Here is an 18,366-nt window from a genome sequence, read left to right on the forward strand (position 1 = left end):
CTTTCTCCCCAGCTTTTCAGTCAATTTCCACTCTGACATAGCCAATCTACCTCCGGTCATTCTCTACATGCTCTTCCCTATCTCTTCCTTCAGCCGACGTAAACCATCTGTTTAAGTTTATATTAAAGTGACTTCCACCCTGAGTCAATATCAAGACAAAACAGGCGTTCTGAGGCATTGCCTGGCTTGGCATTCCGATGTTGACAAAGAAGAGAGGTTCTGGATAATATTCAAAAAATGATTATCCCGGAATTCGAGTATTACAGACCTAAATCGTTGAAGGAGATGTTCAAGCTTATCTCCACGCTTGGACCAGACACAAGACTTCTGGCTGGAGGAACCGACCTTATTCCCGAATTGAAAGAAAGAGTAAAGACAGCCTCTACCATCATCTCCCTGGGAGATGTTCAAGAGCTCAAAGGAATCGAGGCTCGAGAAAAAGCTGAGGGAAGATCCCGATCAAGAGCAAAAGAACCGCTCGAAGATCGTGGATCGGAGCGAAAGAGGAAAGAAGGGAGAAGAGGAGAACTAAGGATAGGCGCCCTTGCGACATTGACCGAGTTGATCGAATCACCTGTGGTACCAAATGAGTTCTCCGTCATCAAAGAAGCGGCTTTGACCCTTGCATCTCCTCCCATCCGGTCAATGGCTACGATCGGGGGAAATATCGTTCAGGCTGTCCCTTCCGCCGACATGCCACCCATTCTCATCGCATTAAAGTCAAAGGTGAGACTGGTCAGCCAGAAGGGAGTCAGAATAATGGCGCTTGAAGAGTTCTTCAAGGGGCCGCGGGAGACGACCCTCATGCCAGGCGAGATTCTCAAGGAAATAGTGGTTCCCTTCCCGAAGCCGGGAACAGGATCATGTTACCTCAAAGAGGGGAGAAGGGGCATTCTCTCTCTTGCCGTAGCCGGGGTTGCCGTATCCCTCCGCATGCATGGGCAGAAATGTAAGGAGGCAAGGATCGTCCTCGGAGCCGTTGCCCCAACCCCTCTCCTTGTGAGGGAGGCCGGAGAGATCATGGCTGGGAAGAAGCTCGATCCAGAATCTATAGATGAAGCTGCCTGCGTGGCAGCAAGATGCTGCTGTCCCATAACAGATGTCCGTGCCTCTGAAGAGTACCGTCGTGAACTTGTCAGAGTCCTGACAATTAGAGCTATCAACATGGCAAAAGAGAGCGCCGCAAAAACTCCAATGATGCGAGAGAATTATGGATAAAGGTAAAAGAGATTGACGTTGGAACAGATTATCAAAATTAAAGTTAATGGTCTTCAGCGCATCGTTGCAGTTAAGCCGGACACGACTCTGCTCCAGCTTCTGCGAAACCATCTTGGTTTCACCGGGACGAAGAGGGGATGCGAAATCGGGGATTGCGGAGCCTGTACTGTCCTGATGGATGGAAAACCCGTCGCCTCCTGTATTCTCCTTGCCATGGAAGCCGATGGGAAGGAGATTACGACCATCGAGGGGCTGGCGGAAAACGGGAAGCTTCATCCTCTACAAAGGGCTTTCGTAGAGCACGGGGCTATTCAGTGTGGATACTGCACTCCCGGAATGATCCTGAGCGCGAAAGCTCTCATCGACAAGAAACCAGACCCTTCCGAGGATGAAATCAAGGGCGCACTTGGCGGAAATCTCTGCCGCTGCACCGGCTATGTGAAGATCGTCGAAGCGGTCAAGCACTATAAGGATTTTCTTGGTGAAGGAAAGAACGATTTTAAGGGTGAAGCAGAGTGCAAGACTGATAGCGAGGAAGAGGTTAAGGCTGGAAGTGCCGAAGAAATCGGGAAAAAGATCGAGAAAAGATGCGATTTCACAGGCGAGTGGAAGAGCACAATAGAATTTTCCATTGTCGGGAAAGGGATCCCGCGCAAGGATGCTCCCGATAAGGCTACCGGAGCGGCAAAGTTCACCGGAGACATTCAGCTTCCAGGAATGCTATACGGGAAGATCCTGACAAGCCCTTTACCCCACGCTCGCATAAAATCCATTAACACGGAGAATGCAAAGAGTCTTTCCGGCGTGAAGGCGGTCATTACGGCAAAGGATGTCCCTGATGTCCCTTACGGTGTGAGCCCCGCCCGATACGACGAACATATCTTCGCCATCGGTAGAGTGCTCTATGCGGGCGATAGGGTTGCCGCCGTCTGTGCCGTGGATGAGGAAACAGCCGAGAAAGCACTTGCATCAATCGAGGTCTATTACGAGGAGCTCCCCGCTGTCTTCGACCCATTCGAGGCGATGAAGGATGGCGCACCCCAGCTCCACGAACGTTATAGAAACAATATCAATACAGAGATCCATCACAACTTCGGCGATGTCGAGAAAGCCTTCCAAGCAGCAGACCTCGTCCGGGAAGATACATTCGTCGGGAACAGGACGATGCAGAGCCCGCTGGAACCTCACGCTGCGCTTGCGCAGTGGGATTCAGGGGAAAACCTGACGGTCTGGTCGAGCACACAGACCCCGCATTACGTCCAGTATCAACTGCACCGAGTACTCGGTCTTCCAATGGCGAAGATCAGGGTGATCAAGCCGCACGTTGGCGGCGGATTTGGAGGAAAAGCCGAGGTTACCGCTCTGGAATTCTGTGCTGCCATCCTCTCGAAGATGACTGGAAAGCCGGTGCAGATGCTCTTCGATAGGAAGGAGGCTTTCCTCCACGGAAGGGGAAGACACAGGCAGTACATCACTTTGAAGACAGGTTTTCGGAAAGACGGCACTATCCTCGGCGTTCACTCGAAGACCTATCTCGATGGAGGTGCCTATACCGGATACGGCATCATCGCTGCTTACTACTCCGGTGCGATGCTTCCCGTCCCATATAAATTCGACAACTTTAAATTTGATGGATACAGAGTCTGCACCAATCTTCCTCCATGCGGCGCCCAGAGAGGGCACGGCTGCCCTCAGCCAAGGTTCGCCTTCGAGAGTCAGCTCGACATGATTGCCAAGCAGCTCGGCATGGATCCGATCGAACTGAGGATGAAGAACGCAAGGGGTCCCAACGAGAGGACGCCGAGCGAGTTTATCATCCATACCAATGAGTTCAAAGCGTGTCTTAAGAAAGTGCGGGAGATGTCAGACTGGGATGCAAAGCGAGGCAAGCTTCCGCCGGGGAGAGGAATTGGCATCGCCGGTGGCGGGTTTGTCTCCGGGTCTGCCTACCCGATCTACAGGAGCACATTCCCCCACTCCAACGCCATGATCAGGTTGAGTGAGGACGGGACATCGGCAATTCTCTACATCGGAGCAGCAGATATTGGCCAGGGATCGGATACCGTCCTGGCGCAGATCGCCGCAGAGGAGCTTGGTCTTCTCTTCGATGACATCCAGGTCATATCGGCTGATACACGGATTACTCCGATCGACCTTGGAAGTTATTCCAGCAGGACCACCCTTATGGCCGGAAACGCCGTGAAGGAGGCGGCACAGGAAGTCAAGAAGAAAGTCCTGAAGATCGCGGCGGAAATGCTCGAGACATCACCGGAAAATCTCATCGCCCGGAAACGAAGAATCTTTTCAAAAGACGATCCTGAGAAATGTATCTTCTTCGAGAAGGCTGCGGCGGAGGCATTCAACAGGATGGGACCTATCGCGGGGATGGGGCATTATCAGCCCCCGAAGCTTGGCGGGACTTACAAAGGGGCAAGCGTCGGCACATCTCCCACTTACAGCTTCTGTGCCATGGCGGTGGAGGTTTCTGTCGACATGGAAACGGGAAAGGTCAGCGTTACCGATTTCTACTGCGCCCACGACAGCGGCACAGTTATAAATCCTCTCTCCTTCGACGGACAGGTGGAAGGCTCCTGCGTAATGGGACTCGGCGAGACCCTCCTCGAAGAAGTGGTCTTCGATAAAGGGGTTATACTGAACCCCAATATGAGAGATTACATCCTGCCTTCCATCATGGAGATGCCGAGGATACATTCAGCTTCCGTGGGAGTACCCGACCCGATGGGACCTTATGGCGCCAAAGAAGTGGGCGAGGGAAGTTCCATCGCCGTCTCAGGAGCCATTGCCAATGCAATATTTGACGCCATCGGCGTCCAGATGAAAGAACTCCCTATTACCCCCGATAAGATCCTCGCCGCCATCAAAAAGATCGGAAGAGGATCCTGTAGAGAGTGAGTTGCTCATCCTGGGTAACGCAAACCGGTGCCGCATGATCCTTGAGGAACTCCTGGAGATAGGATGGGTATTCGATTCCCCAATCTCTCGTCGAGTACAGGATATGCGTGATCCCCATTCTTTTCAACATCTCCTTCATTCCTTTTTCCAATCCAGACTCATGTAAGAGAGCATTCATCTGCGAAGCCTCAAAGAAGCTGTCTGCTATGTAGTCCCTCTCCAGGAAGAATCCGTAATTGATGTTGAGAAGCATCAATCGCGACGATGCGGGAGTGCTGCTGTTGATGAACCGGTAAATGGGAGGGACAGCTTCAGCAATGATCTCCTCCTGATGACCCCGAAAGCTGACACGATCGAGAAAAAGGGCAATGCCTGGATCAGGAATCGCATCTGCTGCGAGGAGAGGCTCCAGAGAATGAAATAGAGGATGCCGAATCCGTAATGGATGAGCTTTGACGTCACGTGATCCTGCACCGACATCCCGAGCGTGTAGAGCATCTCGAAGTTCATCGGCCAGTTAGAGTAAATGTTGTAAGGGATCCTCAGAAAACCGTGGTTCTTCAAATAGAGTTTGGGAAGGTTCAGATGATAGACGTCATCGTCCCAGGCGATGCCAGGCGTAAGGGCATGGAAAAAGAGAAGAACAAGAATGCAGACGATCATCGAAGAAACGATCTTTGATTGCCATTAAGAGCTCTCAGCGCTGCGAGCAGGAAGATGATGTACATCCATACACTCATCCCCAAGGTCATGCAGGTGAGGAAATTAAAAAGTCGATCTTTGGAAGAAATTCCAAGGAGTTTGCCAACCTTTGCCCCTGTTAAGAGAAAAACGTAGAAGATGAAAACAAATCCAGCAAGATGACTGAGGACATAGATCATCAAACAAGCTCCAGGCTCCAGATGATACTATTATCCTGTCGAACCGATACACTGCGAGTGCATCAGTCGAATAAAATCTCCATCGGGGAATTGTCCCTGGAACAGGTAGGAAAAAATACGATAAGAGATCCAGTTTACCAGGAACGCCGTCTTGGGCCGCCGCCAGGTCTTCTACCAGCTCCGCCACCGCGCGTATCGGGTCGTGGACGGGCTTCGTTAACGGTAAGCGAGCGCCCTTTCAAGTCTTTGCCGTTCAATTCAGTGATCGCCGACTGAGCATCCGTTTTGGAAGGCATCTCAACAAATCCAAAGCCTCGCGATTCACCGCTGAATTTATCACGAATGACTTTGGCAGATGTCACCTCGCCGAAAGGCTCGAAAGTCTGTCGCAATTCCTCATCGGTAACATCCCTCGATAAATTCCCTACAAAGATATTCATGGAACCTCCAATTAATGGTCTACTGCATTTCTTTCAGCTGAACCATCGCCTTCCAATCATTCCGGCTTTCCAGCGATGCTCATCCAGCCACATACGGTTTTTTATTATACCAGAACCAATTCTTTCCAAAAAGTACCTTCACCATATCTTAGCTTTTGATGATGGTCTTGCGGCCGCAGGAGGGACAGACTACGTGCGAGCCGGAAAACGTGGGGGCAAGCTGGAGGAGTCTCCCGCACGAGCAATGGAACGATTCCCATCCTTTTGTCCTGCGCGAGTAAAAGAGAGAAGTCATGGCTGCTCCGATTGCTGCTGCGCCCGCCGCCAGCTCGGCGAGGGGAACCTCGTTCTCGCGGCCACACCGCGGACATTTAATCTTCGGCTCTCTGTAATCGGGTGGCATCTTCATCTTGAGCCCACATGCACATATCAGGAAGGCAAATCCGTTCACCGCCCTCATAAGATCGCCGACGTTCCTGGCCTGTTCTTTCTTATCCACTTTCTCGCCTTTTATGGAAGGCTTCCGTATCGGCACGGTTGCCTTGTCGCGCAATCCTGAGCGTGGAACGATGATCGGTGACCTCCCCTTGATGGCGGCGTAAGCCTTCTGATAATCGGAATAGTTTGCTCCGTGCGCCATCGTCCTGAGGATCTTTATCCTCTCGGAAATGGGTGGATGTGTGCTGTAGAGTGACGAAAGCTTATTCCCGAGCGGATCGCTGATGTACATTGGAGCCGTAATCTTGTTTGCCGAGAAGAGCGGGATATTGGAGGAAGCAATCTTCTCCAGCGCGGACGCAAGACCTTCCGGATATCTAGTAAGTCTCGCGGCGTTGGCATCTGCCAGGTACTCCCTTCTTCGCGAGATGGCAAAGTAGAAGAGGCGCGCCAGGATCGGACTAAGTATGGCGAAAAGGATGGCTGCTGCCACGATGATGAGCTGAGCCTGCCCTCCAACTTTCAGCGAACGGCTGGAACCATACCTTCGCCCCGACCCGCCGGAGAGCCACATCCCCCGCAGAAAGACATCGGAGATGATAACTATGCTTCCGAGCATCACGCCGGCGAAGGTCACGAAGAGAATGTCCCTGTTCATAATGTGGGACATCTCGTGCGCGATAACTCCCTGGAGTTCATCCCGGTTCAGACGCGAGAGGAGTCCGGCAGTCACGGCGATGGAGCTCTTCTCCGGCTTTCTTCCCGTGGCGAATGCGTTGGGAGACTGTTCGTTGATGATGTAGATCTTCGGCCTCCCCGAAAGGTTAGCTGCGATCTTCATTTCATCAACGACGTTGAAGAGCTGAGGATGGACGTCATGGGTTACTTCCCTTGCATTGCTTGATAGCAAGAGGATCTGGTCCCCGCCCATGAAGCTGATGAGTGAGAGGATGATCCAGACGCCAAGTGCAACTCCGATGCCGATGATCCCCCCATCAGGTGGATAGAGGGCAGCACCGATGAAATATCCGAGAAAGAAGAGGACAAGCCCCATGCATAAGAAGAGGAACAAGGATTTGCTTTTATTTGCCTGGATCAACTCCCACATGGCGTTTCATAAAAGATCACGTTTATGTTGAAAGCGATATATCGTCACTACGCGAAGCTGACTTTAGGTGGTTCTTTCGCGGCTTTTTCTTCGAGTTCGAAGTACTCTTCAGTATTGAAGTTAAACATCCCGGCAATGATGTTCGACGGGAACATCTGTACCTTGTTGTTGAGGTAGAGGACCTGGTCGTTGTATCCCTGCCGCGCGAAGGCGATCTTATTTTCGGTCGAGGTCAACTCCTCCTGAAGGGCCAGGAAATTCTGATTGGCCTTGAGATCCGGATAATTCTCGACGACGAGGAAGAACCTGCTGAGAGCGCCGCTGAGATCGGATTCCGCCCGGGATTTCTCGCCAACCGTGCCGGCGTTCATGGCGCGGCTCCTCGCCTCGGTCACGCTCTCCAGTGTCCCTCTCTCGTGCTTCATGTACCCCTTGGCTGTTTCCACGAGATTGGGAATCAGGTCATGCCTTCTCTTCAACTGGACGTCGATCTGCGACCAGGCGTTGCGTACCTGGTTCCTCAGCCGGATCAGAGAGTTATAGATGTTGATGACGAAGACGACCAGCAAAACGATTACGATCAGAACGAATAATCCTAATATTCCCATTCTATCCCTCCTTGTTTAAAAGAAAGATGACCGTCAGATCACTACTGCGGTCATCTTCAGGCTCATACCTTCGCCGCGAAGATGCCTCTGAGGAGACCAAGCACTATGCTCTCTTTGCCACAGCTTCCGATCCTTATCGCTGCCTCAAGCTCTCCCTTATCGAACCAGTAACCATCGTTTCGTTTGCACTTATCTATACGAATTTTTTTCTCATCCATTCCACATAAAATTTTCTCCATCCTCTTCAGGCAGATGGGACATCTTCTGCCTCTCTCGCGGCTGCCCCCTCTGTCTTGCCCTGTTCTCTCTCCGACCTCCTCACTCTCGAAGGATGATAACAGGGTATCCTTCCCTTCAAAGCCCTCCAGCAGAAGTTCCAGCTCGCCCGCATCGAGCCATATCCCGCCGCATGAGAGACAGTGATCGATATCGATCTTTTCGAGCTCAAGAGCAACCATTCCCCTCTTGCATACCGGACAGATCACCTGAGCCTCCTGTTTCTTCTACTCTGCCCCCTCATGGAAGCTTCGTTTAGATACTATACCATGGGCAGGATATATATTAATAGAAGAACATCATCTGTCGATGAAAAAGATATTTCAAAAAGCATTCGCAAGGTATAGAATTTATCTCTGAAACGATGCTCCGGATAGATTTCTAAACTCTTTGATAATCTAATCTTACAATAGGAGAGAGAAGATGAAATACGCATCGAGAATGAAAAGATTTGCTCATTCTGCACTTTTTGTTCTTTTCATGGTCTTTCTCTCGGTCTCCACCTTCTCCGATTCAGCCGTTTATGACTTCCTTCAGAAGGCTCCCTTGGCAAAATGGAAACGAAACCTCGCCCTCCAGGAAACACTGCCTTTCAACGCACCAACCAACGATAACAGAGGCTTTGCCCGTTTCGAGAGCAATGTAGTGCTGGAAGATGGAAAGACGTATGCGCGGGTTCTGCAGATGCACCCCGAATGGAAGAACGGTGGCAGGATCTATGGCGATTTCGATGGAGTGACCATCCCTGCAAATGCCAGACTGGTCGCAAAGGTCGGTTTTCTCAAGGGAGCAACGGCCTCAGACGGTGTGGAGTTCCAGGCATTCATGATCGATCCTGCCACCGGCATGGGAACTAAGCTTGTCATCAAAGAGACAAAGCACGATGGTCATCTGGATGAGATCACGGTCGACCTGACTCCTTTTGCCGGAAAGACTCAGACGATAAGACTTGCCATTTTTGCAAAGAACACATCCACGCAGGATTGGGCCGTCTTAAGCGAAGCAAAAATAATGGCTCCCACTTTAAAGGCGGCTTCGAAGGAACGGACTGCAGTGGTGACACAATTCAAAGCTTTCACACCTGTTAAGATGAAGCCGATCATCCTGCAGCCTGTCGGCACGCCTCCTGCCAGGCATGAGATCGAAGACCTTGGTTCCCTGACCATTGTAGAACCGTTGAACATCTCCGACCACATTTACAGAGACACAAAGAAGCCAAACACGTATTACTTCCTCCCGAAGGAGATCAACCTGACAAGGGGGCAGACGCCTGGAAGCTATAAGATCAATGCCATCTGGACGAAGGACCAGAAGATAAAGACGACTCTGACGCTCCAGGCGAACATGAATCCCTCAGAGGTAGCCACTCTGGAAGAAGCCGTCAAAAATAAATATGGAAGCAACGCCGTCCTGAGGCCTATCCCTTACGATTCCGCCAACATCGTCGATCTGGAAGGATGGGGAGACTGGCAGATCGAGAACATCCGGACCCTTTCCTTCGGTTCTCTCGAAGGAGAGATTCCGATCAACATAACGATGACGCCGGAGACGCTCGCCGAGCTCAAGCCGCTCCTCGAGAAGGAAGGATTAACGGCGGGAATGCACATCAAGTCGGGAACCATCGAGAGGGAGATCCTGATCAAAATCGGTCTGCGCTACTTCGTGGGGAGGCACTACTCCCCTCTGGAGGAACTCAACTTCTCTTTCGACCATGCGAACTCCGCTTTGACTCTTCACGGCGTCAAGAATTTCACGGACTTTCCTCTCAAGGTCAACAGTATCAATCTTCGTTTCAAGTTCCCGAATAAAGAAGAGATATATCGGGGGTTGGCGTGCGACCCGGAGGTGACGATTCCACCGGGAGCCTCCAGCGACGTCAGAGTGAAACTGATCCCTCAACCGGTCTTGCAGGCGGAGATGACCAGGCTTGGCCCTCTGCCGAAGCCAAAGGAAAAGGAGAAATCGGCGGCGGACAAGATCCTCGGCATCCTTGAAGAAAAGGTGAGGGAAAAGGCAAGGGAGAAAGCTAAAGAGGAGATGGAGAAGAAAACGGGAGAGCAGATCGATCTCGAGCAGGAGAAATCTGAGGAGAACCCCGCAAGCATAGATCCGGTATGGAACAACTTCTTCAAGGGGCATCTGAAGAGCTACTGGATGGATGTCGTCCCGGATTACGACAACCAGGAAGTGTTGAACAGGATCTGGGAGAAGATAGAGGTCTGTTCATACATCGACAGAATGAGGAAGATCAACGTTGAAGCCCTGGAGAACGTCTTCGATCCATCCTCCTATGAGACGCCGATCGAGATTGAAAAGATCCACGTGGAGGTCAAGTCGCCATACTTGAGTCCGCAGCCAAAAGAGGGTCTCATCTCATCGGTTGACCTGGGCAGAGATAAACTGACGGATACACTCATGATCTATCTTCCGCTCTCAGGCAAAACACTGGAGTTCAGTTACAAGATCAAGGCGATCAAGAAGACGGGAGAGTCTGCCGAATCTCCGGAATGGACAAGTATTTTGGATTCCCTGGACGTCACCATCGGCACCTCCCAGATCGCCAGCCTCTTCCAGTAAGATAAGAAGAGATGTGCTGTCAATCATATTGAGTGGAGGTCAAAATGTGTTCTTACCGTTACGTCATTTTCATTTCCATCTGCCTGCTTCTCACAACCAGTCCTGTTCTGGCGGAGATCCTGCTGGATGTGGAGCCGACCCAGGCCGGGGATGTCATGCTCTTTAGAGATCATGCAGATGAGCACGGCTATCATTACATGCCCATGTCCCCTAAGATATCCACATGGCCTGACGGGACGCCCAAGTTCAGCTTTCTCCAGTACCTCCGGACAGGAAAAGAAATCACGGGAGGGGTGATGCATTTCCTCGCTACGTTTGGCCTGACGAAGGAGGAACTGGAAAAAGCCCGCAAGGCGCTTGCCAGGTATGACAAAGAGGGAAAGATCATCGGTCCCGTTCTCTTCACCAAGGGAGAGTTTCACATCATCTCCGCGACGGCAGGCGAAGGGGGACTCTTCTCGCGAAAGGTTTGTGGAACGGGCAAGGCACCGTTGCTGCCGGGAAGCGAAGCAGCCGTCTCGATCGCCCTGACGGAAGAAGGGTCCACTCTGCTGATGGAATCGTTCAAGAAGCCGACCTCGGATGTTTCCGTTCAGTTCGTCATGACCTATGAAGGTCTCACACCAGCCTATCGCGCCATCCTGACCGTAGACTGGGACAAGGTTTACACGCACAAGGAATTCAAAGCCGATATTGGGAACGTCTTCGTCAGCGTCAAGGTCCAGAAGATCTACGATGAACTGAGGGAACAGGGAGCCATAAAACTTGAGGTAATCGGCGAGGACACAAGGATGGATGAACTCCTCAACACGGCTTACAACATCATCACCAAGATGATGTTCGAGGCGAAGCCTGTGAAGCCAGAGGATATGGGAAAATCGATGGGAGGGACAGGATCGAACTGGTTCGGAAAGCTCTTCGGCCAGGCCCACATGGGTTTCTACATGAAAAAGGTGAAGATGACGGGAAAGTATACCGTTGACCTGACGAGGAGAAAGAGAGACCAGAGAGAGATTCCCCTGACGGGGAATATGGGTGGTTTCTACGAAAAGTGGGGCAAGAATGAGCAACTGTTCGGCGTCGTTGACCTCGATGATCCAGCGTTCGAGGAGCGTACCATCCACGTCATCCTGGATGGAGAAGATTTTGAGACCTTCAAAGAGTTCATCAACTTCGCCGGCGTCACGATCAAGAAAGAATACGAGGACAGGAACATGAAACCTGTGACGCAGGATCTGATGTTCAACAAGACCAGCTTTGCTCAAAATGGCAATGATCTGACCTTCACCTACCGGAGAAAGGGAGACCCTGCCGAGAAATTCCTCGAATACGAGTACAAGCCGAGCTGGAGTTTCTACGGCGGGCTCGAGATACCGGGAGAGTGGAAGAAGACCATCCAGCCCGTAATCACGCTGACGCCTCTGCACAAGTATCGCTACATAGAAGTCCTGGCGGAAGAGGACAACATGAGCACAAACGGGATAATCCGGATAGCCGTCCAGTTCAAGCATAAGAATTTCGGGAAGGAGGTCCAGAAGGAAGCCGTCCTCAGGAAGGGAGAGCCTCTGAACCTCAACTACTATTACTATCACGAGCCAAACAACCTGGCATACGAGTACAATGTCACCTGGCTCTTCAAGGACAACACGAAGATCTCCTCCGGCTGGCAGAAGGCGACCGATCCGTTCATCTACGCTTACTATGAGAAAAAATGACAGCCCAACGAGAACAAACAACAGAAATGGAGCAGGATATAGTTAAATCCACGCACATATTGATAGTGCTCCTTCTCTTCGCCTTGATCCATTCTGGCATGGCATTCGCGGATCCGGTTCTGAATCAGGGAAGAACAGTCGGGGACAAGATCGTCATCTTCCCGGATCACCGGAACCCGAAAGTCCTCTATTACGTCCCTGCTGAACTTAACCTCTCTCAGTCTTATGGAAAGCCCCAGTTCTTCTTCTATAAATATGTTTATATCAAGCAGGATGGCACGGCGGGAAGTCGGAGAACGGCGGGAGGAGTGCTTTCCCTCTCCCTTGAGCTCAGTGACGAGAAGGCTATACTCGAACGGGTGATAGGGAAAGGGATCGAGTTCAAGGTTGTTCCAATTGAGAGGATGAAATGTGTTCTGAACTACAGTCCGGTGGGGGATGCAGGGACAGCAGGAGAAGGCGCAAAGGAAAGCAATGAAGGGACGGAAAAGCTGGCTGAGAGAGAGACCCCTTTTACTAAGAAGAGTTTCACACTTCCGCTGAACAGAGAAACCGCTTCCTATCTCTGGACCATATTCGAAGAGAAGAAGTCGCTGGGCCTGAGCGTGGATTGCGAACTCACCTTCTGTGGTTTTGAAGTCGATGAGGGGAAATACGTTGAAGCGATGAGAACCGACCGGATTTCATTTCCCGTTACCGCTTCGATGGAACAGTATCCGGATCTCTTCAAGGTCATCGACCTTGCCAATAAGGTCTCCTTCAACTACAGGACATTGACTGTTCTCTGCTTCGACTTTCTCAACGATACCGATCCGGACGCCTTGAAAAAGTCGGTAGAGGTGAAAATCGAAACGGCAAAGAGCCAGAAGGATTTCAGGACGGTCTCCTTCTCCAAGAATACAGATCCACAGCAGGAGCTCTCATTTAACATCCCCGAGAAGAAGGGTGCAACCTACCAGTACCGCGTCACGACCGTTCTAAAGAACGGGATGGCAAGAAAAGGAGAATGGAATACGGGAAGTGACTCTTACCTCGACATCTCAGAGTATGAGATCTTAGCCGGAGATTGAAGTCACTTGCCACATATGGAGATCAAAAAATGAACAGCAGATACCTCGCAGCAATCGCCATGATGATTACAGCCTTAACGCCTTCTCTCATGGCCGAGGTTTCTCTGGAGGAGGTCGTTCAGGCAGGCGGGCTTGCCTTCTACAGGGACCACGCCGATCCTCATAAGTATTACTACATTCCCGGCGAGCCAAGATTGGTCATAAGGAAGGATGGCACGCCGGAATTCACGTTCATCAAGTACATGAAGACAGGTGGAGACATCAAGGGCGGGATCATTCATTTCCTGGTGACATGGGGTTTGAGCGACAACGAAATCATGAGTGCCGAAAGCGCCCTTCAGATGATAGACGCGAAAGCTAAAGTTGCGGGACCGGTTCCATTCAAGGAAGGAACTTTCAAGATCGTCTCGGCAACATCGGGTCAGGGAGGGTTGTTCAACGTCAAGGTCTGCGGCGAAGGAAAGGCTCCGATCATGCCGAATCAGAAGGCGGCCGTTTCCATCGCTCTGACCCAAGAGGGGGCAACGCTCCTCTGGGAATCCTTCAAGAATCCGACGTCGGACATCTCGGTAATGTTCATGATGAAGCATTCGGGGATCACACCTGCCTACCAGGCAAAGCTGAAGGTTGATTGGGATAAGGTCTACACGCATCACGAAGTAGCTTTTCAGGCAAAGGGGACGATCAAGATGTTCCAGCTCGAAGGGAACATAAAGGCCATCCTTGATGAGCTCAGGCAAAAGGGAGCCATCCAGGTCGATGTCGTCGGAGAGAATCAGAACATGCAGAAGCTTCTCGACGTTGCTTACAACCATCTCATCAAACTTATGTGCGACGCTCAACTGGTCCACGCCGAAGAAGTCCAGCCGTCAGGAACCTCCGCTTTATATCATCAGCCAGGAACGATCCTCGATGAGATCATTCATAAGATAAGAATCGCGTTCCTTCCACTCCTGTTTGATCCCTTGCTTGATCCCATGTTGCCCTGTCTTGAATCCCTGACCGGCCCGGGGATGTCTTTCAAGCAGGAGCAGAGGGAGCAACCGGCCCAAACGGAAGATTGCGATAAAGACCGACTTGAGAGCTCCCGGTTAGCCTTCACAAGAGCGAATAACTTTCTCAACGCTCGCAGGTACGAGGAAGCGATCGAAGAACTTAAAAGAGCTTATGAGACATGCCCTGTTCCTGAATATCTCTTCACCATCGGCTCCATCTACTACGAGGCACTTTACAGATACACAAGGGCGCGCGAATACTATGAAAGATTCATGGAAAGGGGAGGAACCCGGGAATCATACCAGGGGCTCATCGACATGGCGCAGGAGAGGATCTCAAGAATAAGAGAAGCGGAACCGCTCTTGCAAACCGGCGGACAACATTTTGCCGAAAGGAATTACAGGGAAGCCATCAGAGATTTTGAGCGAGCCGATGAGCTCATTCATCACGTCTTCATCATTAAAAATATCGCCGCCTGCTATTACGAGATGGCATGGGAGACCAGGAGCCAGGAGGATTTCAGAACCGCACTTCAGTATTACAGAAGGTTTTTGACCGAGGATCCTAACTTTCCCCACTACAGAGAAAGAGAGTTATTCAGAGAGGAAGCGCGGGTAAAAATGCCGGAGATTGAATCTATTCTCTCTTCAGGGCGGCTCCCCGATGGAACAGATCTGCTTACTGCCGCATCCGGCTCGCTGGCTCCAATCGGTGAACAAAGGCCAGGAAGACCGGAAAGCGTCAAGCCCCCGTCATCAGTATCCCCCGCGGCCCCTGGAACTACCCCGTCCGGAACAGTGCCACCGGAAACTCCCAGCAAGCCGATGACCAAGCCTCCCGCAGGAGCCTCCGGCACCAGGCCATCTACGGGACTCCCCGGAGCCAGCATCCAAGCAGAAGCTCCCTTTCAGTTCAAGTTTGCTTATACTTTTAAACGCGTCAAGCTTTCAGGGCATTATGAAGTCGACTTAAGGCAGCGCCTCCGGGAAGAATGCGAATTGGTCATAAGCGGAAACATCCACGGAGTCTATCAGAAGTATGGCGAAGACAAGAGATTCTTTACCACCATCTCTCTTGATGACCCTGTCTTCCAGGAGAGGACGATCAACGTTATCCTCGATGGCCAGGATTTCTCCGATTTCAAAAACTACATCAATAGCGTCTCCGTCATATTCAAGAAGCATAGGTGGGGGAAGGAGCCGACGATGGGAGAGGTCAAGTTCTTCGATGAGCAGTTCGCCCAGAAGGGCAATATCCTCTCCTTCATCTACGGTCGAGAGGGGGAAGCATCAACGGAATGGCTCAACTATGAATTCAAACCGAAGTGGAGCTTCTACGGAGGAATTGAATGGGAAGGAACATGGATGAAGAGTTCCGATTCCGCCATCACGCTTTCGCCTCCCATCCGATACCGGACTCTTCAGATCTCAGTCGACCAGGATAACCTGCTCAAGAACAGGGTCCGTGCAGTGGCCTTTCAGATCAAACATCAGATCTTCGGGAAGGAGGTCCTGAAAGAGGTCATCATCGATTATGCGAAAGGCGATCCGCTGGAAACACAGTATCGATATCTCCATGAGGAAGGCAAGCCAGGTTACGGCTACAAAGCCATCTGGCTTCTGATGGATGGAAGGGAAATACATACGGCATGGCTGAACAAAGAGAGCCCTTTCATCTACGGTTATTTTACACAGTAAGGGAATCGCGGGATTTCCAATGCGCAAGAAATTTATCTTCCACGATTCCCGCCCTTCGTAGAAACTGGTTACAGGAGGCACAAAATGATCATCAGAAAAGCACTGATATCCATCGCATTTGCCATTTTTATCGGCTCCTGTGCTGTCAGGGCCGAGCTCCAGCTCGATCAGGCGCCGCTGCAGGTGGGGAATGCCATCCTTTTCAAGGATCATGTGGAGCCGAGCAGTTACTACTACATGCCCAACACGCCCCGGATCGCCACATGGCCCGATGGAACACCAAAACTCACCTTCCTGAAATATACAAAGGCGGGCAAGGAAGAGTCCAAAGGAGGTATTCTCCACTTCTTCGTAACCTATGGTCTTGAAGCGCAGGAGCTCAACAAGATCAGAACCGAACTGGCAAAGGTGGATAAAATGGGAAAACTTAAAGGGCCGGTCATATTCAAGAAGGGAACTTTCATGGTCGTCTCCGCCGCCGTTGGAGAAGGGGGCGTATTTACAAGGAAGATCATCGGCGAAGGGAAAGCACCGCTCATTTCCGGCTCGGAAGTCTCGGTCTCGATCTCGGTGACGCCCGAAGGAGCCGCCTTTCTGGATGAAGCGCTCAAGCATCCCACATACCCCGTCAGCGTTCGCTTTGACATGACCTATGAGGGATTGACCCCTAAATATCAGGCCAAAGTCAAGATCAACTGGGACAAGACGAGGAGTTACTTCGAGCAGTACAAGAAGTGGCGGATCTATAAAAAGAAGAAGTTCTGGTTCTGGTCATGGTACGTGCAGAAAGGGACCGGCGAGAGCACCGAGATATTCGATGATCTGAAGGAGAACGGATCTGTTCAGATCGATATCACAGGCGAGGACGAGAACCTGGATGCTCTCCAGCAGACCATTACTGACACAATCATGAAGGAGATGTTCGAGATGAAGATGGACCTGCCGCTGACGGAGGATGAGAAGGCGGACAAGGAAGGCGCAGCGGGGGGAGATAAAGGGAAGAAAGATCGTCCCTACGGAGTGAGCACGACGATGAAAACGGTGAAAAGAACGGGGAATTGGGAATTGAACATGATGAAGAGGCTCAGACAGGAAAGGGAGACAGGTCCGATGGATGCGAGTATCGGCGACACCCTGAGAAAGTTCAAGAACAACAAGAAGGTGGTTGATATCATCAATCTCGACGACCCGGACCTCGAGGACCGTACGGTCTATGCCATCCTCGACGGAGAGGACTTCGACAACTTCGGGAAGTACATAAACTTCGTGACGGTGAGCTTCAGGAAGACGCATCTACAGGGCGAACCCACTTCTAAGGATGTCATATTTAACGCGCAGACATTCAGTGAGAAGGGGAACATGCTTCCCTTCGTTTACCCGCGCCTCGGGGAAGGGGCCGCGTGGATCAACTATGAATACAAGACGAACTGGAGCTTCATGGGAGGCGTTAAGGTGGAGGGACAGTGGAAGAAGACGGATGAGCCGGCCATTGCCCTGACTCCTCCCTACCGCTATCGCACCATCGATATCCTTGCCGATGAGGGCAATGTTACCCAGCACAACATTAAGCTCATCACGGTCACGATCAAGAACAAGATCTTCAGCGGAGAAAGAGAGAGGCAGGTCAAGATCGTTCCCCAAGAATCACTCTGGCAGAAGTACGAGTACAACCATGAAGAGGGAAAGCTCGAATTCTCTTACCAGATCACCTGGCTCCTGGGAGATGGTAGGAAGGTAACGTCTGACTGGAAGACGAGCAGCGATCCATTTATCTACGCCCTCTATGCGCCATAAGACCGGATAACAGAGACCGCGAACCTCACCCGATCTCGCGAAATCGAAGCGGATATTGGCTTTAGTCGGCCCGCGCCGGGCAGGCAAAACCTACTTTCTCTACCAGATAGTCTCAAATCTGCTTCAGTCGGGCAAGGTTGAGAGGAAGGATATTCTACTCATCGATTTCGAAGACTATCGGCTCGTGGATTTCCAGTCAGAGGATATCGAACAACTGCTCGCCGTCTTCTATCAACTGGCGGGCAAAGCTCCCCGCTTTCTCCTGTTCGATGAAGTGCAGCATCTACCCTCATGGAGCCGCGTGCTGCGCACTCTTCACAACACCCGCAAGTACTCGATCGTCGTGACCGGCAGCAACGCTTCTCTCCTGGGATCCGAAGTAGCGACCGAGCTCAGGGGGCGATATGAGGACATGGTGATGCTGCCATTCTCCTTTCGGGAGCACCTTCGGCACCGTGATGTCGAGTGGGACCGCGCACTTCTCGCCACTCCCGAGAGCGGCCTCATCGCCAAGGCTTTCGATGAGTACCTGAAGTATGGGGGATTCCCGGAATCGGCGGAGCTTGCAGACGAGTCGGCAAGGCGGCGTCTGATGCAGACCTATTTCGACACGATTTTCTACAAGGATGTTCTGG

General features: G+C 51.5%; 14 protein-coding genes. 8 read left to right on the forward strand and 6 right to left on the reverse strand.

Features of this window, described 5'->3' with window-relative positions:
- Nucleotides 1-237: 237 nt before the first annotated feature.
- Both AB1756_08160 and AB1756_08165 read left to right on the forward strand, forming a co-directional pair.
- Nucleotides 238-1,218, forward strand: a complete 981-nt coding sequence (locus AB1756_08160; GenBank protein MEW5807301.1) for a xanthine dehydrogenase family protein subunit M — start codon at nt 238-240, stop codon at nt 1,216-1,218.
- An 18-nt stretch (nt 1,219-1,236) separates the two neighbouring features.
- Entirely contained in the window at nt 1,237-4,131 is a 2,895-nt protein-coding gene (locus AB1756_08165; protein ID MEW5807302.1) for a molybdopterin cofactor-binding domain-containing protein, read from the forward strand.
- On the opposite strand, the gene AB1756_08170 is transcribed toward AB1756_08165, so the two are convergent.
- From AB1756_08170 to AB1756_08195, 6 genes are all read right to left on the reverse strand, one after another.
- Nucleotides 4,097-4,387: a hypothetical protein gene (locus tag AB1756_08170; GenBank protein MEW5807303.1), complete on the reverse strand. Its 291-nt coding sequence runs from the start codon at nt 4,385-4,387 to the stop codon at nt 4,097-4,099. The two genes, AB1756_08165 and AB1756_08170, sit on opposite strands and share 35 nt — an antisense overlap.
- Nucleotides 4,384-4,794: a hypothetical protein gene (locus AB1756_08175; GenBank protein MEW5807304.1), complete on the reverse strand. Its 411-nt coding sequence runs from the start codon at nt 4,792-4,794 to the stop codon at nt 4,384-4,386. Before AB1756_08175 ends, AB1756_08170 begins: the two co-directional genes overlap by 4 nt.
- 352 nt (nt 4,795-5,146) lie before the next feature.
- On the reverse strand, nt 5,147-5,452 hold the full coding sequence (locus AB1756_08180) for an RNA-binding protein (GenBank protein MEW5807305.1): 306 nt from the start codon (nt 5,450-5,452) through the stop codon (nt 5,147-5,149).
- A gap of 148 nt (nt 5,453-5,600) precedes the next feature.
- Nucleotides 5,601-6,998: a M48 family metallopeptidase gene (locus tag AB1756_08185; GenBank protein MEW5807306.1), complete on the reverse strand. Its 1,398-nt coding sequence runs from the start codon at nt 6,996-6,998 to the stop codon at nt 5,601-5,603.
- A gap of 47 nt (nt 6,999-7,045) precedes the next feature.
- A complete protein-coding gene (locus AB1756_08190; protein MEW5807307.1) occupies nt 7,046-7,606 on the reverse strand; it encodes a LemA family protein in 561 nt (186 codons plus the stop codon).
- 62 nt (nt 7,607-7,668) lie between these two features.
- Nucleotides 7,669-8,091: a zf-TFIIB domain-containing protein gene (locus AB1756_08195; GenBank protein MEW5807308.1), complete on the reverse strand. Its 423-nt coding sequence runs from the start codon at nt 8,089-8,091 to the stop codon at nt 7,669-7,671.
- Nucleotides 8,092-8,305: 214 nt separating this feature from the next.
- On the opposite strand from AB1756_08195, the gene AB1756_08200 reads away from it, so the two are divergent.
- The 6 genes from AB1756_08200 to AB1756_08225 form a co-directional block, all read left to right on the forward strand.
- The gene (locus AB1756_08200; protein MEW5807309.1) at nt 8,306-10,459 is read left to right on the forward strand and encodes a hypothetical protein; all 2,154 of its coding nucleotides are present in this window, start codon (nt 8,306-8,308) and stop codon (nt 10,457-10,459) included.
- Nucleotides 10,460-10,503: 44 nt separating this feature from the next.
- The gene (locus AB1756_08205) at nt 10,504-12,174 is read left to right on the forward strand and encodes a hypothetical protein (protein ID MEW5807310.1); all 1,671 of its coding nucleotides are present in this window, start codon (nt 10,504-10,506) and stop codon (nt 12,172-12,174) included.
- Complete coding sequence (locus AB1756_08210) at nt 12,171-13,244, forward strand: hypothetical protein (protein ID MEW5807311.1); 1,074 nt, start codon at nt 12,171-12,173, stop codon at nt 13,242-13,244. The genes AB1756_08205 and AB1756_08210 overlap by 4 nt, the downstream gene beginning before the upstream one ends.
- Before the next feature lie 29 nt (nt 13,245-13,273).
- Nucleotides 13,274-15,937 (forward strand): hypothetical protein, encoded by a 2,664-nt coding sequence (locus tag AB1756_08215; GenBank protein MEW5807312.1) that lies wholly within the window; start codon nt 13,274-13,276, stop codon nt 15,935-15,937.
- 84 nt (nt 15,938-16,021) lie between these two features.
- On the forward strand, nt 16,022-17,731 hold the full coding sequence (locus AB1756_08220; protein MEW5807313.1) for a hypothetical protein: 1,710 nt from the start codon (nt 16,022-16,024) through the stop codon (nt 17,729-17,731).
- 55 nt (nt 17,732-17,786) lie between these two features.
- Nucleotides 17,787-18,366, forward strand: a 580-nt coding sequence (locus AB1756_08225) for an AAA family ATPase (protein MEW5807314.1), incomplete at its 3' end; no start/stop codon positions are given.

It is taken from the genome of Acidobacteriota bacterium (assembly GCA_040752675.1).
Lineage (GTDB): Bacteria > Acidobacteriota > Polarisedimenticolia > JBFMGF01 > JBFMGF01 > JBFMGF01.

Excerpts from the sequence above, each read along its gene's own strand:
- AB1756_08160 (MEW5807301.1), top strand. The coding sequence starts at position 238 with ATGATTATCCCGGAATTCGAGTATTACAGACCTAAATCGTTGAAGGAG.
- AB1756_08175 (MEW5807304.1), bottom strand. The coding sequence starts at position 4,794 with ATGATCGTCTGCATTCTTGTTCTTCTCTTTTTCCATGCCCTTACGCCT.
- AB1756_08180 (MEW5807305.1), bottom strand. The coding sequence starts at position 5,452 with ATGAATATCTTTGTAGGGAATTTATCGAGGGATGTTACCGATGAGGAA.
- AB1756_08185 (MEW5807306.1), bottom strand. The coding sequence starts at position 6,998 with ATGTGGGAGTTGATCCAGGCAAATAAAAGCAAATCCTTGTTCCTCTTC.
- AB1756_08190 (MEW5807307.1), bottom strand. The coding sequence starts at position 7,606 with ATGGGAATATTAGGATTATTCGTTCTGATCGTAATCGTTTTGCTGGTC.
- AB1756_08200 (MEW5807309.1), top strand. The coding sequence starts at position 8,306 with ATGAAATACGCATCGAGAATGAAAAGATTTGCTCATTCTGCACTTTTT.
- AB1756_08205 (MEW5807310.1), top strand. The coding sequence starts at position 10,504 with ATGTGTTCTTACCGTTACGTCATTTTCATTTCCATCTGCCTGCTTCTC.
- AB1756_08210 (MEW5807311.1), top strand. The coding sequence starts at position 12,171 with ATGACAGCCCAACGAGAACAAACAACAGAAATGGAGCAGGATATAGTT.
- AB1756_08215 (MEW5807312.1), top strand. The coding sequence starts at position 13,274 with ATGAACAGCAGATACCTCGCAGCAATCGCCATGATGATTACAGCCTTA.
- AB1756_08220 (MEW5807313.1), top strand. The coding sequence starts at position 16,022 with ATGATCATCAGAAAAGCACTGATATCCATCGCATTTGCCATTTTTATC.